Raw genomic sequence first — 23,430 nt, forward strand, 5'->3', positions numbered from 1 at the left:
AAGGTTAGCATAGTCTTTTGAGAATAGACTAATTTACTTCGGCAACTTCTTGATCTAAACACCAAATTTCTCACAAATGACCGTGTCTAATCTTTAATAGAGCAACACGAAAGAAGCAGAAGTTGAACAAAAATTTGAAAGGGAAAAAATGATAAAGCTAGAACGCGCACAAAAAGAGGCGCTGGCCACCGCCATTCAAGATTACATGCAAGACGAGCTAGATGTTGAAATTGGCCAGTTCGATAGTGAGTTTCTAATTGATTTTATTACAGAAAAACTAGGGCCAATTTACTATAACAAGGGTGTTGAAGATGCTAAGTTACTGGTTGAACGCAGAATGTTAGAAGTTTCCGAAGAGCTGTATGAGATAGAACAAGAAGTTAAGCTGTAAGTTTCAGTTTTGCAAACGATTTAAAGTTCCTTCAAAAAATTCGAACAACTTGATAGATACGGTACCATTGGCTGGATGTAAATGATGGTAAATAATCTGTTTCATATGACGTAAATAGGTTAATGTAGTGTTTCTTGCTCAGCATTAACTTAGGAATATATCTAGGAACTTGAGATGGATACACTGGTAAAGAATTACAACCTTACTGCACGCGTGATGCATTGGTTATCAGCGCTGTGCATTATTGGTCTATTTGCAGTGGGTTTGTGGATGGTCGACCTTAGCTATTACAGCGAATGGTATCGAACTGCGCCGCATTACCATCGCTCTGTCGGTATTTTACTCGCTATTTTAACTTTGGCACGCATCGTATGGAAACATGTGACGGCGTCACCAAAGGTAGAAGGCAAACGTTACGAAGTGCTTGCTGCTAAAGCGGCGCATGGTGTCATGTATCTACTATTGGTCACCATCTTTGTTTCAGGATACCTCATTTCAACGTCTGATGGACGCGGCATCGAAGTGTTTAATTGGTTCACCGTGCCAGGAGCGGGAGAGTTATTCCCAGGCCAATCAGATATTGCAGGTGAGATTCACTTCTATGCAGCTTGGGCAGTCATCCTGATTGCAGGTTTACATGCTATTGCTGCACTAAAACACCACTTTATCGATAAAGACAACACATTAAGAAAAATGTTAGGAGCTTCAAAATGAAAAAGTCACTTTTCGCTACAGGATTAGCTATCGCTATGGCACTGCCATTTGGTGCGCAAGCTGCAGATTATGTCATCGATACCAAAGGTGCTCACGCTTCAATCAACTTTAAAGTTAGCCACTTGGGTTACAGTTTCATCAAAGGTCGTTTCAATACATTTTCTGGTGACTTTTCTTTTGATGAAAACAACATTGCTGACTCAAAAGTAAATGTTGTTGTTGATACAACCAGCCTAGATTCAAACCATGCTGAACGTGACAAACACATTCGTAGTGGTGACTTCATCGATGCTGGTAAATACAGTGAAGCAACCTTTACGAGCACAAAAGTGGTTGATAAAGGCAATGGCAAACTAGATGTAACTGGTGATCTAACGCTACACGGTGTTACTAAGCCTATTACTATTGAGGCTGAATTCGTTGGTGCTGGCAGTGACCCATGGGGCGGCGAGCGCGCTGGCTTTGTTGGCAACACTCGCCTAGAGCTTGCTGACTTTGACATCCCAGTAATGGGTGCTTCAAGCTACGTCGATATGGAACTTCATATCGAAGGTATTAAGAAGTAATTAGTTCCTTTTAGATACACTAAAAGCGCTCTTCACTTGAAGAGCGCTTTTTTATTATCTTAATCACATCACTAACATCGATAAACCAGTCAGTGATAGCGATTGAAAGCCAATAGACGTTGTAAATGTTTAGCGAATTACGCTGTTTCTAACTCGCTTTTTTCCACTAGGTTTAAACGCTCACCAAAAATCGGGCGTAGTGCTTTTAATACTTCAGTACGAGCAACCACCCCGACCATCTGCCCATTTTCAAGCACAGGAAGCACTTGTGGCTTACTTACTTTGATACTTTTAGCGCGTTCTTCGAGAGACAAAGACGTCAAGCGAGTGGCAATACCCATACTGCTCGCTGGGTACAACTGCTCTTTATCGATACATAGGAATTCCACAACATCAACGAGGCGATCACCAGCGTCAATTGCGACCACATCTCGGCTCATGATGTCGACGACTTTTTGGTCTTTCACCGGAATGTAGTCCTCACACCATAGTTCTACCATCACATCGTGAGCAGAGAAGAAGCCAACTAATCGATTTTGTACGTCTACAACAGGTGCGCTAGTTACGTTGTTATCAAGTAACACATCCAGAGCGGCTGCAATTGGAGTTTCTGCACGAACGGTGACTGGTTTTGGGTTCATAATGTCTTTAACAAAAGAGGCATTTTTCATGGTGAAATCCTTAACTGACGACAGTGTTGTAGTTGTAGTTGTAGTGATAGAAGAAATATTCGCTGCTTTTAGTTCTGGTCGGCGAAAAATACACCAGTTTGAAAGGCCAACTAATACCGCTCCGCCGACGATGTTGCCAAGCGTGACAGGAATCAAGTTAGCGGTGATAAAGTGGCTAATGTTTAGGTCTGTGTATTGTGACGCGGGCACACCGACAGATGCCCAAAAAGATTCAGGTGCAAAATTCGCGATAACAATACCAAGTGGAACCATAAACATGTTCGCAACACAGTGCTCAAAACCGCTGCTGACAAACATTGCCACAGGCAAAATTGTCATTGCTGCTTTTGTCATTGCATTTGCAGAACTAAATGTCAGCCAAATCGCTAGGCAGACCAACAGGTTACAGAGAATACCGAGTGCAAACGCTTGAATGAGAGTGTGGTGAAGTTTGTGTTGTGCGATGTTAAGCGCATTTAATCCCCATTGACCACCATCCATCTGATAAAGACCAGCAGCAGTAACCAGCGCAAGTAGGAACATCGCACCAATAAAGTTACCAACGTAAACTTTGCCCCAGATCGAAAGCATCTTACCGAACGAGATTTGCTTATTGGCCCAAGAAATACTGGATAGGACGGAGCTGGTAAATAATTCACCACCGCAGATCACTATGAGGATCAATCCCATGCTAAATGCGAGTCCACCAGCTAGGCGGCTCAAGCCCCAACCCGCGCCCGTACTGCCGGTGGTCACCGTGATGTAAAACAAGAATGCTAACCCGATGAACGCGCCGGCCATAATGGCGAGGCTTAATGTCATACTGCTGGTTTTGTTTGCCTTACTTAACGCAAATTTTTCCGCTTCAACCATCATCTCTTTTGGAGAAAAATACTGGTGATTTTGAGAACTGGTCACCGCCATATTGACTCCTTAATTTGTAATCGCATAAAAAATCCTTGGTTATTAACTCAAAAATGAAATTGTTGTTTTTATTAAGAGCCTCAATGACTTCGGTTTCAAAACCATTGAGGCTTGCGGTGTTCCCGAACCGCGTACTCAGAATAGGGAGAACGGTTAGTAAGGTAAAATTGATAATATTTAGAAACCTCATCAAATTAATTGATAACTTTACGGGGCCAGGTAAAATGAACTCTATTGCTTATTGGGGCATGCTTTAACAATTGTGGGGATTGGGAAATACCCACTAATAATGGAGGACACTTTGCGCTACTCACTTAAGCAATTAGCGGTTTTTGACGCAGTTGCAGATACCGGCAGTGTAAGCCAAGCCGCAGAAAAATTGGCTTTGACACAATCAGCGACGAGTATGTCGCTTGCGCAATTAGAGAAGATGCTTGGCAGGCCGTTGTTTGAGAGGCAAGGCAAGCAAATGGCGTTAACCCATTGGGGGATGTGGTTACGACCAAAAGCAAAACGCTTGCTACAAGATGCATTGCAGATTGAAATGGGCTTCTATGAGCAACATTTATTGAGTGGTGAGATTCGTATGGGAGCGAGTCAAACCCCAGCAGAGCACTTAGTTCCCGACCTTATCAGTATCATTGATAATGACTTTCCAGAAATGCGTATTTCTCTCGGTGTACAAAGTACGAAAGGAGTGATTGATGGGGTATTAGATTACAAGTATGACTTAGGGATTATTGAAGGGCGCTGTGATGATAACCGTTTACACCAAGAAGTATGGTGTCGTGATCATCTTACTGTTGTCGCAGCTTCTCATCATCCTTTTGCGCGTAATCAGTCTGTTAGCCTTGCGCAGTTAGAGCAAGCGAAGTGGGTACTAAGAGAGCATGGCTCTGGCACACGAAAAACATTTGATAGTTCTATTCACCACCTTATTGAAGATTTGGATGTGTGGCGCGAGTACGAACACGTTCCGGTGTTACGTAGTTTAGTTGCTAATGGCCAGTACCTTACTTGCTTACCGTATTTAGATGTAGAGCGATATATAGAAGCAGGTCACCTTGTGGCATTAAATGTACCTGAGTTAAAAATGGAAAGGACACTTTCATTTATATGGCGTTCAGATATGGCAGAAAACCCATTAGTCGACTGCATTAAAAGAGAGGGACTGCGAATGATGAAAGGGAAGCCTTCAGTTCTTTAAAGGTTGATTAAATATGCCTACGAGATGAGTTGGTTTATTCCCTAAATCTGTTGATTTATCGGTTGCGTCAAACTTTTAATGTAAATTGTGAAAATAATAATATCTTATTGTGATCGATATCACCGATAAGCTGAGCTGATGTATCTAACATGTGTCCTTGATTTCAATGTATGAAGGCAGTTATTGAACCATATAGGTACGATAATAGCCGAGTAGGTATGACTACCATGACGACACTTTTAGCTATTTCTATCACTACTGGAATTTTATCTGGCGTATGGGGTTGGATCGCCATCTCTTTAGGTTTGCTTTCTTGGGCTGGTTTTTTAGGTTGCACGAGCTACTTTGCAGCGCCAACGAGCGGATTGAAAGGACTAGGCATCAGCTTAATCACCAATATGACAGGCGTATTCTGGGCAATGGTAATTATTCACGGTTCCACTTACGTGGGGTTGGAAATTATTGGCTATGTGATTACCGCTATTGTGGCATTCTTCATGTGTATTCAAGCTAAACAGGCTTGGCTCGCGTACATCCCTGGTACTTTTATTGGTTCATGCGCAACATTTGCGGCTGACGGAAACTGGCAACTTGTCATTCCATCGTTGTTGCTAGGTGGTGTGTTTGGCTATCTAATGAAAGCGACAGGGCTATGGTTGCATACGAAATCAACCGCTACTTCTTCTTCGCTTGCTGAGCAAGCACAGTAGTGAACCCCCGATCTTATTGGTATCCACTGTGTATTGAGTTTTATCCCTCTCAATACCCTTAATCAAAATTAATGATGTTTGATACAAGCACACCAAATTGGTGTGCTTTTTTTGTATTACAAGACAATACGCTGAGTGTAAAATACGCCTAACTCATGTATTGCCGTTGGCCATGGTAACAACGCGTTTAAGTGTCCAGCGCAGAAGAACAGGAATACACTCCATGCCTTTCTCTTCACAATGAGAAACAATAGCCAAAGCTAAGTCCGGTTTTGCATGTTTTTTCAAAACACGATTTACGACTTTTTTAGCAGGGATAGGGTGGTCATGAGGAACTTTGATGATGTCCTTAAAGAAAAGTTCAAACCCATTGTTGTACAGAAAGTGCTCGATGTCTCGGTCGGGTAATTCCGTAAGTCGATGCCTTTCCTGATCATGGTCGAGCTGTGCTCGTACTGCATGCGCGTACTTTTTCCCTGCTGGGTCGCCATCGGTAACGACATGCCAATCAATACCAAACTCTTTTGCTACTTTGATGAGTGATTTTAGACCTGATTGAGCAAACTCAACGATTTGAACCCCTTCGGCAGCCAAGTCATACCCGCATTGACGAGCCAGTTCATGAAAAAGCCAAACTTCGGTTTCGCCCTCAACAAGTAACCAGCACCGCGCAAATAATGCTCCTGAACGATGAAAACGAATATGGAAACCAATTCGGCGCAACTCATCTCGACCAAACTTTGTTGAGTTTAAACTCTTAGCGATGGTTCTGTCTGATAGCCGAATTAAACGTCGAATTGAATACAGTGGAACAGAACCGAGTAACGTGCCACTGTTGGTGGTTAATATCTTTTGCATTGGCAACAATTGCAATAAGGACCACGCTCTCGCTAGATGAGTTGGATGCAGTCGACCTTCTGGATCTTCAATGATCAGTATTGGTCTCGCACAGCGCCTTAAATCGGTGGGACCCTTAGCTTGAAGATAGGCATTGAGTAACCCCATTAAAAGCAAGCGGCTTTGTTTGTCATTGGTTTCTTTCAAGAACTGACTCAAGCCTTTATCAGAGGAAGGGCTTGTATAGAAAAGACCATCACGAGGTTTGCGTGGGTTGCCTTTCCTGACACTTCTGAACGCGAAATAGTGTTCAACAAGCGTTTGCATTGAGTCGAGGCTACTACGAATCTCACCTTTATTCACATGGCCAGGCATAGCCAATAAGCGTCGACAGGTGTTGTTGATTCGTTTTTCAATCCGAGCATTTTTACCATCGCCGTTGACATGGTTTAAATCTGGGAAGCGTCGGGAGTCACGTAGTCGGATTACAGGATGAAGTGTCATTAACTCAATAGCGAGTTTCTCTGAGTGGTGAAGTTTTTTGGGTTTGCCGTTATGATCCAAAAACGCGTACTTTGTATTAATGCCGTGCTCATCGCGAGACGCACTAATACGATAGTAAATGACTTGCTCACCATCTTCGTTGGTGCACCATGTAGGCTTTATGCGTCTGTAGCGTCCCGCTTTTACTTCGTTTTTATCCTGTGCTTTAAAACAAACAATGATCTGTAAGTGTTGTGTTTGTGGATGAGAAATTGAGTAGTCAACGTGAAAATCTTTCAGTTTGAATTGATACAATGAGCCATTGGCAGGTAATGCGATGGAAAGGGCATCGAGTAATGATGATTTGCCCCACGTGTTTTCACCGATAAGCGTGGTGAGTTCGTCAAAAGAGAGTGAAAGGCGTTTGATGCCTCTAAACCCGGAGATTTCGATGCGTTCTAGTCTCATCTCAATCCTCCTTGCAATTATTTGAATTATCGAGAGTTATTTTGCTACTCCTAAGCATATATGAATTCGGAATTTTTGAGTTAAGCTCAGTTCACAAAATTACGAGAGCCTCTTACTGAATAGAGACCGTTATAAGCGAGGCTTGCTTTCAAAGCCAGGGGACAGCATCGTGATCACTTAAACATGAAATCCTAAATCGCAGTTTCATAAAATTCATGATTCTGTCATGATTCACTTCTTATTATTATAAGGAATGAAAAAAGAGAAGATGAAGATGAATAACAATCATAAGCCAGTGAGAATCAAACTGGCACACATCAATGACACACATTCCTACTTTGAACCAACGTCATTACAGTTAAAGCTTAAGATAAACAATGAACTCACGCTAGAGCCCTATGTCAGCGCCGGCGGCTTTTCTCGTATCGCAACCAGAGTCGAGCAGTTAAGAGATGATGCTCAGCGCCAAGGTCATGGGATGTTGTTCCTCCACGCCGGAGATTGCTTCCAAGGCACGCTGTATTTCTCACTATTTAAAGGCAAAGCCAATGCCGACTTATTGAACGCATTAAAGATTGATGCAATGGCGTTAGGCAATCATGAATTAGATATGGGGAATGAGCCAGTTGCATTGTTTTGCCAACGTACTCAGTTCCCATTGCTTGCTGGCAACTGGGATTTATCCAATGAGTCACTTAAAAAACCTCACCGTATCAGTGATTGCAAGGATGTATATAGTTACCAACCGGATACACAGAGCGCTCAATACATTGTTAAAGAATTCCATGGTGAGCGGGTCGCGATTTTCGGATTATCCATAGATAAAATGAGCGACATCGCAAACCCTGATGCAGACACGCCTTTTCACTCAGCAATTGAAACCGCCAAGGCGACCGTAAAACAAATCCATTCATCAGGTATAAAAAATATTATTCTTCTGAGCCACTTAGGTTATGAAGGTGATTTAGAGTTAGCTGAGCAAGTCACAGGTATTGGTATAATTGTTGGTGGACACAGCCACCGGTTGCAAGGTGATTTTTCATCAATAGGGTTAGGACAAGACGATCCCTACGGTATCAAAATTAATGATACCTATGTGGTGCAAGCGGGTTTCCATGCTTTGACAATGGGGCACTGCGTCATTGAGTTTGATGAACACGGTAAAGCAACGATGTTGAGTGGACAAAATGAACTGTTGCTTGGTCGACGTATTTTTTGGGACTCGACGCTAAACCAACAGCTCGACCAAGGTGTATTCGAAACCGCGTGCGACTTCATCCATGGTCAACCGAATGTCGTGGTTTGTAAGAAACACCCGGAAACTCAAGCGATCCTGAGCGATAAGTATATTCCTCAGGTCAGGCAGTTACAGTCACAAGTCATTGCTAGTGTTGACACCAAAAAGCGTCATGTGAGAATTCCCGATGAATTTGGTGAGAGTGAGTTGGCTTCCTCCGTTGCCCGAGCATTTCTGCACTGTTTAAACAAACGTGGATATGACGTTCAATTTGCAATTCATAATGCGGGTGGCGTGCGAACCTCTTTGAACCCTGGCAACATCACAGTGGCAGACATTGCCGGACGGCTGTTGCCTTTTGCCGTTCCTATCGGCTTTTACGATGTAAAAGGCAGCGCTATTCGCCGTGCACTTGAAGGAGCGATAAATAATGCACTCAACAATGGCGTAGAAGGCACTGGATCTGGCAGTTATCCGTACACTTACAATTTAAACTTCGAGTACCACGCAGATGCCCCAAAAGGTGAAAGAGTTCAATCATTAGTGATTTTTGATGGTAAACAATGGGTAGATGTTCAAGATGATGTTTGGTATCGAGGGACTTCTTCTGCCTATACGATGAAAGGGAAAGAGGGGTACGACGCATTGCAGGAGATGAAAGGAGAAGGGCGTGTGACCAGTTTGTCCATGGCTGATTGTTTTATTGAACTCCTGACCGATGAGCCAAACTGTTTGAATCAAAGTCACAAACTTTACACAAAGCGACGTCGATAATAGATACTGGTATTGATTTTGCTGCTCTCCACTTACTACATGGGTTGATGAGGATGGCAGTATGTGGAATAAAGATTGGGCAGATACGGCAGTCGTGGTTGCCTGGATCGCAATTTGGTCAACACTGGTCTACTTTGTGCCTCTAAGCGGCTTTTGAATTGCTAAGAATGTGGATGCTACAAAAGGGAGCAGTAATGCTCCTTTTTTGTATCTATCTTCCCCGTTAGGCCTCTAACCAATGAAGAGTTTGTCTTGAGCCATTTGCTGCTTTTTGTCTGTTTACTATAGTTGCGGTGGTTGAATCCATTTCTTTCTTTTTATAGTGCTTCCTGATTTTTGATAAGAATTTTATTTCGATAAGACAAGGTTTTTTTTGTTGGAAAGCCTGACGCTCGGCGTTATTATGTCGACGTTTGGGGAGTAGTTAGCGCAAGTTTACTTATCGTCATCTCGTTAAGCATCAGCTTATCCGGTAAGTAAAGGTGTTACGTGGTTTATTCACGTCAACACTTCAACGAGACCAACGCATTCATTGACTAGCAGCACATAATCGTTATGTGGCTGTTGGTTGTTATTGTCTGCGGAAGGTCACCAAACGAAGTCCTTCCGCCATGGGAGGAAATATGTCTCTTATCGAAAATACCACCCAATTGAGCCAATCGGTGCCTCTTCAAGAATCATTAGCGATGTATGGTGCTTTTGGTTTATTTACCCTTGTTCTTGTTACGCTTGATATCTATCAAACACGTGGTGGCGTTATCACGATGAAAAAAGCCATCGTTTGGAGTGTTTTTTGGTTCTTGCTTGCCTTTGTTTTTGCAGGTTCTATTTATTTATTCTGGGACTTTTACGCGCCACATAGCGCTTATACGAACGACAAAGCAACGATTTCATTCTTAACTGGTTACTTACTAGAGAAGTCGTTAAGCGTGGATAACTTGTTTGTGTTTGCCATCATCTTTGCACAATACAGTGTGCCGGAGCATTTGCGTCCGAGAGCATTGCTTTGGGGGGTGATAGGTGCGCTAGTTTTACGCGCTGTCATGATTGCGGTTGGTGCTCAGTTACTTGCACAGTATCACTGGGTATTGTACTTATTTGCTGCTTTCCTTATTTGGACAGGTGTTAAGCTAGCTCGCGACAAAGGCGAAGCAGAAGAGGTTAATCCATATCCGGAGCAGTTGATTCGAAAGGTATTGCCAGTTACAGATGACTACCAAGGAAATCACTTAATCTTAAAGCAAGCTGGTAAGTGGGTGGCAACACCGATGCTGATCGTTGTTGGTGTCATTGCAGTAATGGACGTTATGTTTGCGTTGGATTCTATACCAGCTATATTCGCGGTAACGCGAGAGCCATTTTTAGTCTTAGCCGCGAACGTATTTGCATTATTGGGTTTGCGATCGCTGTACTTTGTTCTTCAAGCAATGTTAGACAAGTTTGTATACTTAAAACCAGCATTATCAGTAATCATGATGTTTATCGGGGTAAAAATGCTATTGGTTGGAACAGAATATGAGATTCCTACAACATGGTCTCTCACATTTTTAGTTGTTGTGATGACATCGGCAGTGGTGGCATCACTCCTAAAAAATAAAGCGAAGCGTCAAACTAGCGTTAATATTACTAATCAAAAAATATAAAGTAAGCACAAAAATCAAAAGAAATAACGAAAAATATTGTTAAATATATGTTGTGAGTTAAGGGGCGATTATGCAGGTAATGTTCAGTTATTCAATGTGATTACAGCAATTGTGATTATTTATGCCGTTATTATTCATTTGTATTTTTGAGTTTTGTAATGAGTTTGTTTTATTAGAAATTCTAATTTGAATGGGTAAAATTTGTCATTTCTTAAACAATAAGAAACTGACTAATATACAACCAACTAAACAGACTACTGCTTTTAAAGAGAGGCAATCATGGCACAAGCAATGCAAATGACAAATGTAGCTTTACCAACCTCTATGGATAAGAAAACCTACGCGGTTAACTTCAAAGGACTGATTGCTCACTTACTGGACATTCTATTTGTAGATAACACTGCGCCACGCAGTTACTACGCAGAAGACTTGTCAGCACATATTCAAAAAGACATCGGTATGTACCGTTAATATTGAAATAATGTAAGAAATACCGGCCTATGAGCCGGTATTTTTTATTTGTAAAACATGCCTACTCAACCTACGCCCTAGAAAAGAAACACTCTAGAGGAGGTAGACATGAGAGTAGATTAAGTGTTGTATAGAAAAACGGGGCACCATTGGTGCCCCGTTTTGACATGACTGAAGTGCGATATTACTTCTTGCGGCAGTATTCTGCGATCACGTACATCGACTGACCACCATTTGCCTTACCCGAAACTAGCTTTGGATCATCGCCAAGGCTAATACCACGAATCACGGTACCTTGCTTGATTACTTGATTAGTGCCTTTTACTGGTAGGTCTTTAATTACTGTTACATCGTCACCTTTCTTAAGTTCAGTGCCGTTACAGTCAACCGTTTTATCGTCAGCAGACATCCCTTTCATTGCCCAGTTCATTTGCTCTTCTTCCATGTACATCATGTCAAGAGCATCTTGAGCCCAGCTTTCTGTGTTTAGGCGAGTGAGTTGGCGCCATGCGGTCACTTGTACAGCAGGAACCTGGCTCCACATGCTTTCGTTTAGACAACGCCAGTGGTTAATGTCTTTTGGCTCATCGATCTCACCCAGACACTTATCACAAACCATGATGGCAGTATCAACCGTCACATTACCGTGAGGTGGGACAGCGTATGCAGTTAGTTGAGATTCAGAAGAACACAGTTCACATTTTGACTCGCAGCGCGCAAGCAGAGTAGCTTCAATAGACATAAGGACTCACCTTAGTAATGTTATTTTGTGGCGGTATTATCCACTTTATCCTGAGAAATAAAAGGGTGTTAGCGAATTAAAGACTAGATTTTACAATACTTCAACCTGATTAAGGTGAAGATGTAAAATATTCGCTAAATAAATAATACGGAAGTATAAAAGACACTATTAATTGTTTTGGCTTATGAATTAGTTGTGTCAATTCTACAACGATTACAAGCCTAAAAGAGGTAAATTTAGAGAGAGGGTGGCTAGAACATAGCCCTCTAATTTACAGAGGGCCTGTCGTTAACGTTCGACAATCTGGACAATTTGCTCTTTTGAAATACTCATTTCTTTACCATCCATGTCTTCATATTCGTACATACCCGTTTCCTCGTTCAGGTCTGGTTTACCGTAAGAGGTAATAATTTTCCCTTCATTTGTCGACATCAGATATTGGCTACTTCCGCATGCAGAAAGAAGTAATACAGTGGCAATAACAGTCAATACGCGCATAGAGTTTTCCTTTTAAACAAGTGAGTTAGGCAAAGACATCGATTTAACTATAGCAGAGGAAATATGAGTGGGTTTGAATAGAATTGAAATGAAAAAGCCCAGTAGAAACTGGGCTTTGGTAGGAAGGGTGTTGCGATTACTTCAAAACAGAAGTGTTAGTGACACCTGTTAGTGCGTCATCCATTAAGAAGTCAGTGTTTTCCATCTGCATCTCTACATGATGATCAATATCAGACAGAGTGCCATTTGGCGAAGCAAAAGTACTGTGCGATGCAGTAGCATTAAACTGTACAAAGCTCGCAGTTGCATTCACATCAGTGTCCGTACTGTTCACAGTCTTCAACCCTAGCTTATTAGCAAGCGGTTCAGTACCCGCGAATGGTGCACTTGGAACGCTGTTTGGTACTGTGCTATCGCCATCCACTTCTGTCATAAAGAATGGTGTCGTTAGCGAACCAGATGCCACTAAATCTGAAGCGTTTGTGAACGGATCGACAGTGTCTAGTGTAGTCTGTGCTGCATAGATAAATTGTGAGAAACCTGCTTCTAGCGCTGCTACTTGAGCTTCCGTTGCCGCAGCCTCAAATGCTTCGTAACATGTTTTATCTTCTAGATCCGCACATGATGCATCAGCGTAATTCGCATAGTCTTTTGATGCTGCATAAGCGAGGTTATGTTTGATCTGAGGGCCGTAATTGTCTGAACCCAGTAACAAATTACCAATTTGTCCACCAGAGTTCTGTACTGATGCAGAACTAAAGGTGTACAGCGCATCCGCAGTAGGGCTGCCCAATGTATTGTTTGCTGCTGCGACGGCAGATGTAGCTACAATACCGCCAAGTGAATGACCTAGCATTTTGACTTTTGAACCCGTCATTGGGTTGAAGCCTTGCAGAGGACCTCCAGCTAAAAGACCGCCTTGAGCAGATACTACCAAGCTAGCGCGCAAACCTAACACATCCAGAACACTCTGACGTAGGTTGTCACGCGCAACGGCTAAGTTGGAAAGATTTAGATAAGCCAGTACATTCGCATTTGCGGAACGTTGTTCATCTAAGCTGCGCGTACCATGAATAGGTAAGTCAATAGCGATAACTGCCACACCTGCTTTTACCATATTGAACGCGAACGCGTACGCATTCTCTTTCGCTGAAGTGATGCCGTGTTGATAAATCACAACGTCTGTCGCGACGCCAGATTTAGGTGTGAAGACCAGTACTTCGACATCTTCAACCGATTTCACTACGGGAACAGGCGAGTAGCGAGTAATGATACGCTCACTATCAAGCTGGGTACCATCGGTAAGAGTAAGCTTAGCTCCAACAAGTTTTAGCTGCTCTGTAGGATCTGTAGCAAGCTTTGTCACATCAACAGGATCATTTGCAAAAACGCCTGTTGATAGCTGCTGAACCATGTTTGCTTGCTCGTTCGGATCCGCTAATGCTGCGCTTAGCTTCGCTAGGCTTGGCATCGCAGATACCATTGGTTGCATGTTCCAGCTTGTGCCTTTTTCCAGATAATGAGGCAGTCTTACCACACCTTGTGTTACGCTTACATCGGCACCTGATTGCATGTAAAGGCCTTTAATTGCCGTTTTAGCTGCGTCTAGATCGCTAATGTATTTACTAAAGTCATCGTCAGAGTCTAGCGCAGTGCTAAAGTCTTGGGTTTCACCGAGCGTTATTGTGTAGGCCGTTGATAAGTCAACTGAACCTTCGTTTGAGTCATTTTTGTAAACGGTATTTAGTGTGTTTGCGCCGGTAGAAAAACCAGTAGCGGTTACTCCTTTGACTGCCGCTAACGTATCACCTACAGACTGGGTACTGAACCATGAGGAGTAAACGATGTCGTTAGGGTTAACTTGAGCTAAACCAAAAATGCCTTCAACCGCCTGAGTGACTGCTTGAACAGAAGCAAGGTCGCCAGTTTCATAAACGATTTCTTTCGATTTACCAGTCGCATAACTTGCTGATGTACCAATTGGCTCACCATTCACGTCAGTAACATCTTGTGTAACCGCAAAAATGTACTCGCTTGACTCATCAAGTGCAGCCAAGAACTGGACGTATAGAGAGTTACCTTTTGCTTGAACTACGTAGTCCTGATTCTGAACGAGTACCTCTTCGATTGGGTTAGATTTACCGTCCCACTCGGTTAAGCGTTGGTTAATCTTGATGACTTTAACACCAGACGGCAACATGCCCGTTGCAAAACCATCGCCTTTAAAGTTCAGAACGATTGGCATAGACGTTGACCATCCATCCATCGTATTCATCGAGGCTCTAGGGTTGGTTAAAGCATCATCGCCATCAGTTGGCAGACCAAGCGTACCATCGCTTGTGTCCATTAATAAGTAAGACGGTGCCGGTACATCTGCGTTCGCTCCTTGAAGCGTAAAACTGATGGATGTTTCGCGATCAAGCAATGCTTGGACTTCATCTTCAAATTGAACTTTGTCGGAAGTACCAGAGCTGGAGGTATCATCACCACAACCAGCAAGAAGGATTGCAGAACAAAGCATTGATAATTTAAACGTGTGTTTCATTGGTTTACTCCGTAATCCCATTATTTGAAGGTGTAGTTCATCTGTACCGCGCTGATGTAAGCAGTACCTTCTGAGTCAAACTTAATCTCTTCACCCAGAGCATTTGTCTCAGTGAAAGAGCCTGATTTACTCTTAACAAGTGCAAAGCCTGCATCGAAAGTTAAATTCTCACTCATTGCGTAAGTTAGGCCCGCGCTGTACCAAAAACGGTCACTGTCAGGGATACTCAATGTCGCTTCACCTGCTTGTTCGTCGTACGCAAAGCCTGCACGGAATGTCCAGTCTGTATTAAGTATGTAAGTTGCACCAATGGAGTAGCGATTGTTGTCTTCATATTTCTCAGGTTTAAAGAAACATACTCCGTCATTACATTCGTTACTGGTCGCTTTTAGTTCTTTAAATGTGCTCCAGTCGGTTTGTTGCCAGCCGTAATGTACAGCCCATTGTTCATTCAATTGATGGAAAGCCGATAATTCGATAATTGAAGGAAGAGAGATTTTTAAACGGCCATCCACTTTTGGTGATGAAGCTCGACCAGAGTCGTAACTACTAAACTCACCGTCATCAAAATCTAGATCAACCTTAGAGCGGTAGCCAAAGCCAAAACGGTTGTTTTCATTTAGCTCAAATAAAGCGCCGACATTCCAACCCCAAGCGAAAGTTTCGCCTTCCATGCCGACAAGGTTATCGGACTTATTACCACCTAAAATACCGGCGAGTGCGCCTTTGTGACGAGTCAGCTCTGCTTCAGCGTATACGAGGTTGATACCACCACCGACACTGAAAGACTCGTTGATACGGTAAGCGACATTAGGGTTGATGTTTACTGAAAGTAGGGAAGTGTCACCCGCCATATCACCTGCGGAAATATCATTTGGATAGTCGGTAGCAACACCGTATGTTGTGAACATACCGATACCCCAAGCCCAGTTATCATTGATAGGGCTGATGTAATAACCTGCTGGCACGATCTGTAAAGGAGCGACATCTTTCGCGTGTTCATTGTTTACAGTGTCGTACACATCGACTTCAGGGTCGATGATAGATAACGCGCCCGAAAATTGAGCTTCTTTGAAAAGTGTCATTGCTGCAGGGTTACGAGCAAGGACGCTGGCATTATCTGCGACAGCCCCTTCACCTGAAAATGCTCGACCAAGACCAGATGCCGAATGTTCAGCTACCTGGAAGCCCGCTGAGTGGGCATTACACGCAAACAATATTGAAATTGTAAGCAGAGAGCAGTGCTTCTTGTTCATCCTTGACCCTCCTAGGGTGTCATAATGCTGGACCGAAGTCCTTGTAATTGTTGTGTGGTACTTACACCAATTGTTAATACGCGAAATACAACGATGATGTAAATGTAATGTTAATTGTATGTTTAATAACTTGTCAAAGTTTGAGCGTATTTTGCGTTTTAAATATGATGCATAGGTCAAACGATGGCTTGTAAGGGCATGTATTATCTTTATATTTTTGAAGAGAATGGTACGACCAGAATTGTTTTGTGAGCTTTATAGTTAAATAACGATCAAATCAAGAGATAGCTCGCTTTGCTGTTTCTTCACTTCACAGGCATAATTCGCGCTCGCTATGTAGTTATTCAATAGACGCAATAGGAACCGCATTGGAATTACTGAATGTTGAATTTTTAGGTCGTTCGCTAAGGCTCGAAGGATCGATGGCTGGGTGGCAGCAGTTATATTGGGATAATACGTTGGTGTCTCAAATCGATGCCAGTGACAATACCGCAGAGACTTGTCTACACCAGTTTAGGCTCTCTGCGGGTGAGGAAATCCTGAACTGTCATTTAGAGTGTTCTTTAACATGGCAACCGTTTGAATTGAGTTACAAGGTCACAATTAACGGTGAGCTCGTCAATGAAGGTTGTCGAAATGAAAAAGACATCGAGCGCCAAGTGCCAGAAGTTACGCCACCATCCGAAAAGCGTTTAAGTGTAATAGGCCTCGTATCTCTTGGGATGAAAGCACTTAAAAGTGCGAAAGTTATTAAAGTGGCGTTAGCGTCTGCAAGTCTCGCTGCATATTCTTGGCTATTTTCCATCGAGTTCGCGCTAGCGTTGATCGCTTGTTTGGTTTTTCATGAATATGGTCACATTAGAGCGATGAAGTATTTTGGAATGAAGACCAAAGGAATCTATTTGATTCCATTCCTAGGTGGTTTGGCGCTAAGTGACGAAAAGATAAACACGCGCTGGCAGGATGTGGTTATCTCAATCATGGGACCATTTTTCGGTTTAGTACTTAGTATTGTTTTTACTTTGCTTTATTGGATGACTGGTGAGGTGATCTTCGCTGGGCTTGCTGTGTTTAACGCCTTGCTAAACCTATTTAATCTGCTGCCTATTTTACCATTAGATGGTGGCCATGTGCTCAAAAGTATTACCTTCTCAATGAATACTTGGGTCGGGTTAGTTGGCAGTATTGCGACCGCTTTATTAGGCATTTTTATCAGTTACTATTTCGGTCTGACGTTGCTAGGGTTTTTATTGTTAATGGGAATGTTGGAAGTGGTGATGGAATGGAGAGCTCGACATCAAAGCCATTTATTGCCATTAACCCGTTATGGGCAGCTATTCTCACTGGCTTGGTACTTGGTCTCTGTCGGAGGTTTTGTTTCTATCATCTGGTATTTTGCCACTCTCGGAGATAGTTTGTTAAGTTTGCCGCTACAGATATTGGGCACTTGATTAGAATCATTAAAAGCTCCCTAGGGAGCTTTTTTATTTGGCAAGCTTAAGTAGTAGACGATAGTAGCAATGAATTAGCCACATCTTGGTGCTTTCGCGTTATACGCAGGCAGCTTATTTATGGTTGCTTGTAAATCTTTAATGCGCGTACTGTGCGATGGGTGGGTTGAGAAGAATTCAGGTGGTTGAGAACCACCTGATGCAGCACTCATATTTTTCCATAAATCGACACTTTGACGTGGGTCGAAACCTGCTTTTGCCATGAATTCCAGCCCGACAATATCAGCCTCAGATTCCTGAGTACGACCGTATGGCAAAATAACACCGTATTGGACACCGACACCAAGTGCCGCCATCGTCATTTGTTGATACTGTTTGTACTCGGAAGCTCCAATGGCAACGTTTGCTAGAGACAACCCGGCATTTGCTAACTGACTTTGTGAAAGACGTTCATTACTGTGGTCAGCGAGGACGTGAGCGACTTCGTGACCAATAACTGTTGCCAACTGATCTTGGTTTTTCGCGACATCTAAAAGCCCGGTATACACGCCGATCTTCCCACCTGGTAGAGCAAACGCATTGACTTGTTCACTATCAAAAACAACGACTTCCCAGTCTTTAAATCCAGATTGAGCGGGAATGGTGTCAGTGATGTGTTTGGCAACGCATTGAACGTAGGCATTCGTTTTGCGATCTTTGCTGATTGGGATATCTTTCTTCATTTGTTCGAAAGATTTAGCGCCAAGCGATGACATTTCCTGATCTGAAAACATCAGGATCTGGTTGCGACCCGTCGGTGATGCGCTACACGCTGTTAAACCCGCGATAGTTAAAAGAGCAGAGGCTTTCATCCATACCTTCATAACAGGCTCCATTTAATTTTTTGTTTTGAAGCAATAGTATATACCCAAATAGTAACATGATGCATGGATCAAGTTATTCATCTGATTAATAAAGAAGGTGAGATGTTACGTCTTGAAGTTATGCCCAAGTAGCGTCTATGCTAGCTTCCTAGCACATCGTTACAACCTAACAAACCAGTTTGTGAAACTAAGAGTAAAACAATGAGTATATGGAAAAAGCCCGTAAGCATAGAGATTCTGAATGCCACGTCAAAAAATACCCTGATCGAGCACCTACAAATTAAATATACAGATTTCACTGACGACTCCCTTACAGCAACCATGCCCGTATGCAGCTTTACTCATCAACCTTTAGGAATGCTTCACGGTGGTGCATCAGTCGTGCTCGCAGAAACATTAGGCTCATTAGCTGCAAACTTCTCTGTCGATGAGGGCAGCTACTGCGTCGGTTTAGATATTAACGCGAACCATGTGCGAGCCATGCGAAGTGGTCATGTGATTGGTACGGCAAAACCGCTTCATCTGGGTATTTCAACGCAAGTGTGGCAAATCGATATCACTGATGAGCGAGGCCGTTTAGTGTGTACCAGTCGCTTGACCATCGCTGTGAAACAACACAAAACAAAGTCGGTATAAACTAAGGTGGTGATTGAGTTTTCATTAGGAAAAATCATTGCAACCCAGCGTGAAATAGTGATTAAGCTCTCCGGCAGTGCAATGGTAACCTTGCAAGCACAAACCGATGCAATTCAGCTGCTGGGTAGAGGAGCGAACGTTGTTTTATCTCATGGTGCAGAGTGCAAATGGTCTATCAAGCTGGACAACGAGGAACAACTGGCTGAACTTTCGCGAGAAATTGGTATCGATATTCAATAATTTATAGTGTGATGTTTGCACTTTTTGGAAAAAATGAGGAAACTTAGCTTATCGACAACAAGATAAGAATTTCCTCTTTATGAGTAGCCCTCGTTTACGTGTTCAGTTCGAAACACTGTTTGAAAAATTTTCCGGTCACGATACGGACGTTCAGCTCGAAGACATCACCGAAGCGTTGTTTTGTACACGTCGTAATGCTCGTATTGTTCTAAATAAACTTGAAGAAGAGGGCTGGATTGAATGGCATCCGGCAGCGGGTCGAGGAAAACTTTCGAAACTCGTTTTTAAACGTAATCGAAGCGACGTCAGCGAAAACCTCGCCAGGCGTTATCTCGATGAAGGGAAAATCGGTCAGGCTCTAGATGCGCTTGATAACGATGCGGCACGATTGACGCAGGTTATCCAAGGTTATTTAGGGCTTCAACATCGACAGGGCGAGCAGGTCGTGCGTTTGCCTTATTATCGACCATTGTCGATGTTAAACCCACAGAAACCGATGCGGCGTTCTGAACAGCACATCGCCAGACAAATTTTTAGCGGACTCACTCGCCTTGATGAAAATGAACAACTTCAACCAGATTTAGCCCACACGTGGGAAGCAATTTCTGATACACATTGGCGTTTTTATCTTCGTCGTGGAGTACGCTTTCATAACGGTGAACCGTTAACAACCAGTTGTGTTCTTGAAAGTGTGCTTGCGTTAAATAGCTTGAACTTGTTTTCTCACATAAAGCGGGTGTCTTCGCCACAAGAATGGACCGTTGATATTGAGCTCGTCCGTCCTGATCGCTACCTGCCTCTGGCTCTGAGTGAGTCGCAAGCAAAAATTTTGCTACCGAGTGCTTTGCGTTCTGAAAGCTTCGATAGACAACCGATAGGGACAGGGCCGTTCCAAGTTAAAATGAATGATGATAAGCGTCTTATTTTGACTGCTTTTGATGGCTATTTTGGTTTTCGCCCTTTACTTGACCAAGTGGAGGTGTGGGTAATCGATGAAGCCTATTCTTCAATGGTTTATCCAAGCCTGTCAAAGCCGAAGATGGATAAACAAGGTTCATCCGATGAAGTCGAGCTGGACCCTGGCTGTACATTCCTATTACTAAACAAAAACACCGGAATTGCAAAAGATCCACGTTGGGCAGAGTTCCTCTCGCAAACCCTCAACAGTCACCAGATTTACGCGCATGTTCCACAAGATAAAGTGATGGAACTGGGAGTATTGCAAGCCTTTGGCCTTAAGCCCGGTTGGATTGACCTCAGGCCAGCGGAAGCGGGCAGCGTACCACAGGCTAATAAGGTAATTTCCGTAGCGTATCAGAAAAAGCATCCGATGTTTCCAGTAGTTGCCAAGGCCATCAAGACACTCTTAAAACCGCACGGTATAGAGGTTGAGTTTATTCGTTATGATTCTCAACCGCCCGCGCCTGAGGAAGTGGATATCTGGGTGAAAGCTATGGGCATTGCAACGAACCGAAATGACGCGTTGGCGGGCTGGCTCCTGGATTACAGTGATATTGAGAAGTTCAGTTCAGGTTACGATTTTAGTGAATGGGCTAAACTTGTCGATCAATGGCGTGCCGGCATGCACACAGACTTTCCTGCGCGTGAGCTAGGACGACAGTTAGTAAAAAGCTGTCAGGTGATTCCTATGTTTCACTGCTGGCTAGGCGTGAATAAAGACCACAGCGGTGCGTTACAAAATGCAAAGTGTAATGCCTTAGGTTGGTTTGATTTTAATAATGTATGGGTCAAACCGGATATAGAAAGTAACCATGGCGAAACCGAATAAAAAACAACCGACGAAAACCGTCGATATCTTTTGCTCTAAATGTAAAACTCAACTATTTAAGTACCGTAAAGGCGGGAAAGGCGCACTGGTTAAATGCTTCAAAGAGCGCATTGTTGACGATTTCACACAAACCCCATGTATTTGCCCCGCTTGCGGACAAGAGTTTGCAAGAGATACTTTAGTAAGAGGAACCCCCGCTTACAAAATGATTGGCGGCAAAGTGACGATGAAATAATAAAGGGCTAGAAAATGAGTATGAAACATGACTATTGCATGGTTTTAAGTACAACCAGTAATGAAAAAAATCGAGATCAGATCATTAAAGGTTTGCTAGATGCTCAATTAGCCGCGTGTATTCAAACGATGCCTATTGAAAGTCACTATGTGTGGAAAGGGGAGATTTGTACTGACAACGAATGGTTGCTGGTGATCAAAACTCGTCGAGAACTTTATGAATTGGTGGAAGAGAAAATAGAAAACCTGCACGAATACGAGGTAGCTCAAATCGTACAGGTTCCAATTGTTGATGGGTTTAACCCTTATTTAGAATGGTTGAGAGAATCGACGTTGAGCCGACATTAAGAATAACGACAACACTGCACCAACGGTATCGCACAACATATCTTTCTGGGCGTCCCATATGTCACCTTGCGAGCCCAGAAAGGCAATTCCCTCATCGCCACCAGCCAACTCCGCATACCACCATTCGATAATCTCATAGCCAGCAGCAAGTGACATGATAGCAAACAAAGCAAACCAGCAAGAGAACGCTTTGTTGAACCGTTTTTTGTTTATCAAGTATTCAGCGATCGGATATGCGTAAAGGCCAATTGAAAAGTGCGCAACGCGATCAAAATTATTTCGCTCTGAACCAATCATGTCGTTAAACCAGTCAAACGGCACTTCGGAGAACGTATATTTCGCACCGATAGTGTGCAAACAGAGCCAGATGAACATTAAAAAGTAAGCCGTATTACTGAACTGATAGCGAATCGAAATCGCCCAAATAGCAACAAGAATACCAATCGCAGGGATAATCTCCGCAAACCAAACTGCGCGTGAGTTAGGTTCCAACGCAGAAAATAAAAACACGATGGCATAAAAAATCGTTAATCCTAAGAGTGTCGAGGTGCTTTTCATAGAGTTACTTGATCCTTCAATTTATCTTACAGTGGGACTCCATAGATTGTGTTAATGATTGCACTTAATTGAACGGTGTGCAATTGATATTTTAATGGGTTTTTTGATCACTGAAAATGTTGATTTATTGGCAAACTGCTCAACATTAAAACGTTTGCGCGTGCACTTTTCATTAAAGTTTGATTTACAACATGCCCATCCATAGAATCCATGATTCAGTCTAATAAAAAAGAAGTAAAGCCATGAAACTGGAAACTGTCGATTATCTTGCTGACGATGCTGCTCAACAGTTCGTTACCTCTCTACGCGAAACGGGGTTCGGTGTGTTGAAAAACCACCCGATTCCACAAGAGCTTGTAGAGTCAATTTACAAAAACTGGCATGAGTTTTTCTGTTCAGATCAAAAGAATGATTTTCACTTTAACGCAGACACCCAAGATGGCTATTTCCCACCTTCAGTGTCTGAAGTAGCGAAAGGGCACAAAGTGAAAGACATCAAAGAGTACTTTCATGTTTACCCTTGGGGGCAGATCCCAGAGCAGCTTAAAGCTGAAATCTTAGAGTACTACGAGCGTGCCAATGCATTTGCTCAAGAGCTATTAGGTTGGGTTGAAGCGTACGCACCTAAGGACGTTCAAGAGAAGTTCTCTATCGCGTTGTCAGAAATGATCAATAACAGCGACAAAACATTACTACGCGTGCTTCACTACCCACCGATGACAGGCGAAGAAGAGCCCGGCGCTATTCGCGCTGCTGCGCATGAAGACATTAACCTGCTAACGGTTTTGCCTGCTGCCAATGAGCCTGGACTGCAAGTAAAGAGTAAAGAGGGTGATTGGATCGATGTACCATGTGACTTCGGAAACTTAATCATCAACATTGGTGATATGCTTCAAGAAGCGTCAGGTGGTTATTTCCCTTCAACGACTCACCGTGTAATCAACCCTACGGGTGGCCGTCAAGAAAAGTCACGTATCTCATTACCGTTGTTCCTGCATCCAAAGCCGGAAGTGGTGTTATCTGAGCGCTACACTGCACATAGCTACCTTATGGAACGTTTACGTGAGCTAGGGGTTATTTAACCTTTACGTGATCTCCTTACAAAGGCCGATGGTGAATGACTATCGGCCTTTTTGCATTTATGCTACAAAGTGGAAATTATGTTTTTTGTGCC

Annotated in this window: 23 protein-coding genes; 15 read left to right on the plus strand and 8 right to left on the minus strand. The window is 43.0% G+C overall.

Annotated elements, in window-relative coordinates; genetic code table 11:
* The first annotated feature begins 148 nt into the window (after nt 1-148).
* The 3 genes from R7O12_RS17765 (at nt 149) to R7O12_RS17775 (ending at nt 1,671) form a co-directional block, all read left to right on the plus strand.
* On the plus strand, nt 149-391 hold the full coding sequence (locus R7O12_RS17765; protein WP_005390155.1) for a DUF2164 domain-containing protein: 243 nt from the start codon (nt 149-151) through the stop codon (nt 389-391).
* A 174-nt stretch (nt 392-565) separates the two neighbouring features.
* Nucleotides 566-1,105, plus strand: coding sequence for a cytochrome b (locus R7O12_RS17770; protein ID WP_005390157.1), 540 nt, complete (start codon nt 566-568; stop codon nt 1,103-1,105).
* Nucleotides 1,102-1,671 carry a YceI family protein gene (locus R7O12_RS17775; protein ID WP_017634178.1) on the plus strand — a complete coding sequence of 190 codons (570 nt, stop codon included), beginning with the start codon at nt 1,102-1,104 and terminating at the stop codon, nt 1,669-1,671. The genes R7O12_RS17770 and R7O12_RS17775 overlap by 4 nt, the downstream gene beginning before the upstream one ends.
* A gap of 137 nt (nt 1,672-1,808) precedes the next feature.
* Here R7O12_RS17775 and focA read toward each other — a convergent pair whose 3' ends face one another.
* Nucleotides 1,809-3,266 carry a formate transporter FocA gene (focA, locus tag R7O12_RS17780; protein WP_318126178.1) on the minus strand — a complete coding sequence of 486 codons (1,458 nt, stop codon included), beginning with the start codon at nt 3,264-3,266 and terminating at the stop codon, nt 1,809-1,811.
* 301 nt (nt 3,267-3,567) lie between these two features.
* On the opposite strand from focA, the gene R7O12_RS17785 reads away from it, so the two are divergent.
* Both R7O12_RS17785 and R7O12_RS17790 read left to right on the plus strand, forming a co-directional pair.
* Complete coding sequence (locus R7O12_RS17785; RefSeq protein WP_005376369.1) at nt 3,568-4,473, plus strand: LysR substrate-binding domain-containing protein; 906 nt, start codon at nt 3,568-3,570, stop codon at nt 4,471-4,473.
* Between the two features lie 227 nt (nt 4,474-4,700).
* Complete coding sequence (locus R7O12_RS17790) at nt 4,701-5,183, plus strand: DUF1097 domain-containing protein (RefSeq protein ID WP_017634175.1); 483 nt, start codon at nt 4,701-4,703, stop codon at nt 5,181-5,183.
* A 153-nt stretch (nt 5,184-5,336) separates the two neighbouring features.
* Here R7O12_RS17790 and R7O12_RS17795 read toward each other — a convergent pair whose 3' ends face one another.
* The gene (locus tag R7O12_RS17795; RefSeq protein WP_318126180.1) at nt 5,337-6,971 is read right to left on the minus strand and encodes an ATP-dependent endonuclease; all 1,635 of its coding nucleotides are present in this window, start codon (nt 6,969-6,971) and stop codon (nt 5,337-5,339) included.
* A gap of 268 nt (nt 6,972-7,239) precedes the next feature.
* Here R7O12_RS17795 and R7O12_RS17800 point away from each other — a divergent pair, with 268 nt between their 5' ends.
* The 3 genes from R7O12_RS17800 to R7O12_RS17810 all read left to right on the plus strand — a co-directional run bounded on the left by R7O12_RS17800 (nt 7,240) and on the right by R7O12_RS17810 (nt 11,096).
* A complete protein-coding gene (locus R7O12_RS17800) occupies nt 7,240-8,982 on the plus strand; it encodes a bifunctional UDP-sugar hydrolase/5'-nucleotidase (RefSeq protein ID WP_318126182.1) in 1,743 nt (580 codons plus the stop codon).
* A 623-nt stretch (nt 8,983-9,605) separates the two neighbouring features.
* Nucleotides 9,606-10,625, plus strand: coding sequence for a TerC/Alx family metal homeostasis membrane protein (locus tag R7O12_RS17805; protein ID WP_064354768.1), 1,020 nt, complete (start codon nt 9,606-9,608; stop codon nt 10,623-10,625).
* Nucleotides 10,626-10,904: 279 nt separating this feature from the next.
* Nucleotides 10,905-11,096, plus strand: a complete 192-nt coding sequence (locus R7O12_RS17810) for a hypothetical protein (protein ID WP_005376351.1) — start codon at nt 10,905-10,907, stop codon at nt 11,094-11,096.
* 184 nt (nt 11,097-11,280) lie between these two features.
* Here R7O12_RS17810 and R7O12_RS17815 read toward each other — a convergent pair whose 3' ends face one another.
* The 4 genes from R7O12_RS17815 to R7O12_RS17830 form a co-directional block, all read right to left on the minus strand.
* Nucleotides 11,281-11,838, minus strand: a complete 558-nt coding sequence (locus R7O12_RS17815; RefSeq protein WP_005376350.1) for a PhnA domain-containing protein — start codon at nt 11,836-11,838, stop codon at nt 11,281-11,283.
* A 288-nt stretch (nt 11,839-12,126) separates the two neighbouring features.
* Nucleotides 12,127-12,336: a YgdI/YgdR family lipoprotein gene (locus R7O12_RS17820; RefSeq protein ID WP_017634171.1), complete on the minus strand. Its 210-nt coding sequence runs from the start codon at nt 12,334-12,336 to the stop codon at nt 12,127-12,129.
* A 136-nt stretch (nt 12,337-12,472) separates the two neighbouring features.
* Nucleotides 12,473-14,881: a VolA/Pla-1 family phospholipase gene (locus tag R7O12_RS17825; RefSeq protein WP_318126184.1), complete on the minus strand. Its 2,409-nt coding sequence runs from the start codon at nt 14,879-14,881 to the stop codon at nt 12,473-12,475.
* A 20-nt stretch (nt 14,882-14,901) separates the two neighbouring features.
* On the minus strand, nt 14,902-16,137 hold the full coding sequence (locus tag R7O12_RS17830; protein WP_005376347.1) for an outer membrane protein transport protein: 1,236 nt from the start codon (nt 16,135-16,137) through the stop codon (nt 14,902-14,904).
* Nucleotides 16,138-16,559: 422 nt separating this feature from the next.
* Here R7O12_RS17830 and R7O12_RS17835 point away from each other — a divergent pair, with 422 nt between their 5' ends.
* Nucleotides 16,560-17,588, plus strand: coding sequence for a site-2 protease family protein (locus tag R7O12_RS17835; RefSeq protein WP_225452562.1), 1,029 nt, complete (start codon nt 16,560-16,562; stop codon nt 17,586-17,588).
* Between the two features lie 74 nt (nt 17,589-17,662).
* On the opposite strand, the gene R7O12_RS17840 is transcribed toward R7O12_RS17835, so the two are convergent.
* Complete coding sequence (locus R7O12_RS17840) at nt 17,663-18,451, minus strand: M48 family metallopeptidase (protein ID WP_017634168.1); 789 nt, start codon at nt 18,449-18,451, stop codon at nt 17,663-17,665.
* Between the two features lie 201 nt (nt 18,452-18,652).
* Here R7O12_RS17840 and R7O12_RS17845 point away from each other — a divergent pair, with 201 nt between their 5' ends.
* The 5 genes from R7O12_RS17845 to cutA all read left to right on the plus strand — a co-directional run bounded on the left by R7O12_RS17845 (nt 18,653) and on the right by cutA (nt 21,698).
* Nucleotides 18,653-19,087: a hotdog fold thioesterase gene (locus R7O12_RS17845; protein WP_005376340.1), complete on the plus strand. Its 435-nt coding sequence runs from the start codon at nt 18,653-18,655 to the stop codon at nt 19,085-19,087.
* A gap of 6 nt (nt 19,088-19,093) precedes the next feature.
* Nucleotides 19,094-19,327 carry a DUF3389 domain-containing protein gene (locus tag R7O12_RS17850; protein WP_005376338.1) on the plus strand — a complete coding sequence of 78 codons (234 nt, stop codon included), beginning with the start codon at nt 19,094-19,096 and terminating at the stop codon, nt 19,325-19,327.
* A 79-nt stretch (nt 19,328-19,406) separates the two neighbouring features.
* Complete coding sequence (locus R7O12_RS17855) at nt 19,407-21,116, plus strand: SgrR family transcriptional regulator (protein WP_053307684.1); 1,710 nt, start codon at nt 19,407-19,409, stop codon at nt 21,114-21,116.
* Complete coding sequence (locus tag R7O12_RS17860; protein ID WP_005376334.1) at nt 21,100-21,351, plus strand: hypothetical protein; 252 nt, start codon at nt 21,100-21,102, stop codon at nt 21,349-21,351. Before R7O12_RS17855 ends, R7O12_RS17860 begins: the two co-directional genes overlap by 17 nt.
* A 14-nt stretch (nt 21,352-21,365) precedes the next feature.
* A complete protein-coding gene (gene cutA / locus R7O12_RS17865) occupies nt 21,366-21,698 on the plus strand; it encodes a divalent-cation tolerance protein CutA (RefSeq protein ID WP_005376332.1) in 333 nt (110 codons plus the stop codon).
* Here cutA and R7O12_RS17870 read toward each other — a convergent pair.
* Complete coding sequence (locus tag R7O12_RS17870; RefSeq protein ID WP_005376330.1) at nt 21,660-22,256, minus strand: DUF2238 domain-containing protein; 597 nt, start codon at nt 22,254-22,256, stop codon at nt 21,660-21,662. The genes cutA and R7O12_RS17870 overlap by 39 nt on opposite strands.
* Nucleotides 22,257-22,498: 242 nt before the next feature.
* Here R7O12_RS17870 and R7O12_RS17875 point away from each other — a divergent pair, with 242 nt between their 5' ends.
* Nucleotides 22,499-23,338 (plus strand): isopenicillin N synthase family dioxygenase, encoded by an 840-nt coding sequence (locus tag R7O12_RS17875; RefSeq protein WP_318103875.1) that lies wholly within the window; start codon nt 22,499-22,501, stop codon nt 23,336-23,338.
* Nucleotides 23,339-23,430 lie beyond the last annotated feature (92 nt).

Source organism: Vibrio sp. Vb1574 (assembly GCF_033338675.1).

Excerpts from the sequence above, each read along its gene's own strand:
- R7O12_RS17805 (WP_064354768.1), top strand. The coding sequence starts at position 9,606 with ATGTCTCTTATCGAAAATACCACCCAATTGAGCCAATCGGTGCCTCTT.
- R7O12_RS17790 (WP_017634175.1), top strand. The coding sequence starts at position 4,701 with ATGACGACACTTTTAGCTATTTCTATCACTACTGGAATTTTATCTGGC.
- R7O12_RS17845 (WP_005376340.1), top strand. The coding sequence starts at position 18,653 with ATGAGTATATGGAAAAAGCCCGTAAGCATAGAGATTCTGAATGCCACG.
- R7O12_RS17795 (WP_318126180.1), bottom strand. The coding sequence starts at position 6,971 with ATGAGACTAGAACGCATCGAAATCTCCGGGTTTAGAGGCATCAAACGC.
- R7O12_RS17825 (WP_318126184.1), bottom strand. The coding sequence starts at position 14,881 with ATGAAACACACGTTTAAATTATCAATGCTTTGTTCTGCAATCCTTCTT.
- focA (WP_318126178.1), bottom strand. The coding sequence starts at position 3,266 with ATGGCGGTGACCAGTTCTCAAAATCACCAGTATTTTTCTCCAAAAGAG.
- R7O12_RS17855 (WP_053307684.1), top strand. The coding sequence starts at position 19,407 with ATGAGTAGCCCTCGTTTACGTGTTCAGTTCGAAACACTGTTTGAAAAA.
- R7O12_RS17830 (WP_005376347.1), bottom strand. The coding sequence starts at position 16,137 with ATGAACAAGAAGCACTGCTCTCTGCTTACAATTTCAATATTGTTTGCG.
- R7O12_RS17770 (WP_005390157.1), top strand. The coding sequence starts at position 566 with ATGGATACACTGGTAAAGAATTACAACCTTACTGCACGCGTGATGCAT.
- R7O12_RS17870 (WP_005376330.1), bottom strand. The coding sequence starts at position 22,256 with ATGAAAAGCACCTCGACACTCTTAGGATTAACGATTTTTTATGCCATC.
- R7O12_RS17800 (WP_318126182.1), top strand. The coding sequence starts at position 7,240 with ATGAAGATGAATAACAATCATAAGCCAGTGAGAATCAAACTGGCACAC.
- R7O12_RS17810 (WP_005376351.1), top strand. The coding sequence starts at position 10,905 with ATGGCACAAGCAATGCAAATGACAAATGTAGCTTTACCAACCTCTATG.
- R7O12_RS17835 (WP_225452562.1), top strand. The coding sequence starts at position 16,560 with ATGGCTGGGTGGCAGCAGTTATATTGGGATAATACGTTGGTGTCTCAA.
- R7O12_RS17815 (WP_005376350.1), bottom strand. The coding sequence starts at position 11,838 with ATGTCTATTGAAGCTACTCTGCTTGCGCGCTGCGAGTCAAAATGTGAA.
- R7O12_RS17875 (WP_318103875.1), top strand. The coding sequence starts at position 22,499 with ATGAAACTGGAAACTGTCGATTATCTTGCTGACGATGCTGCTCAACAG.
- R7O12_RS17860 (WP_005376334.1), top strand. The coding sequence starts at position 21,100 with ATGGCGAAACCGAATAAAAAACAACCGACGAAAACCGTCGATATCTTT.
- R7O12_RS17820 (WP_017634171.1), bottom strand. The coding sequence starts at position 12,336 with ATGCGCGTATTGACTGTTATTGCCACTGTATTACTTCTTTCTGCATGC.
- R7O12_RS17840 (WP_017634168.1), bottom strand. The coding sequence starts at position 18,451 with ATGAAGGTATGGATGAAAGCCTCTGCTCTTTTAACTATCGCGGGTTTA.
- cutA (WP_005376332.1), top strand. The coding sequence starts at position 21,366 with ATGAGTATGAAACATGACTATTGCATGGTTTTAAGTACAACCAGTAAT.
- R7O12_RS17775 (WP_017634178.1), top strand. The coding sequence starts at position 1,102 with ATGAAAAAGTCACTTTTCGCTACAGGATTAGCTATCGCTATGGCACTG.
- R7O12_RS17765 (WP_005390155.1), top strand. The coding sequence starts at position 149 with ATGATAAAGCTAGAACGCGCACAAAAAGAGGCGCTGGCCACCGCCATT.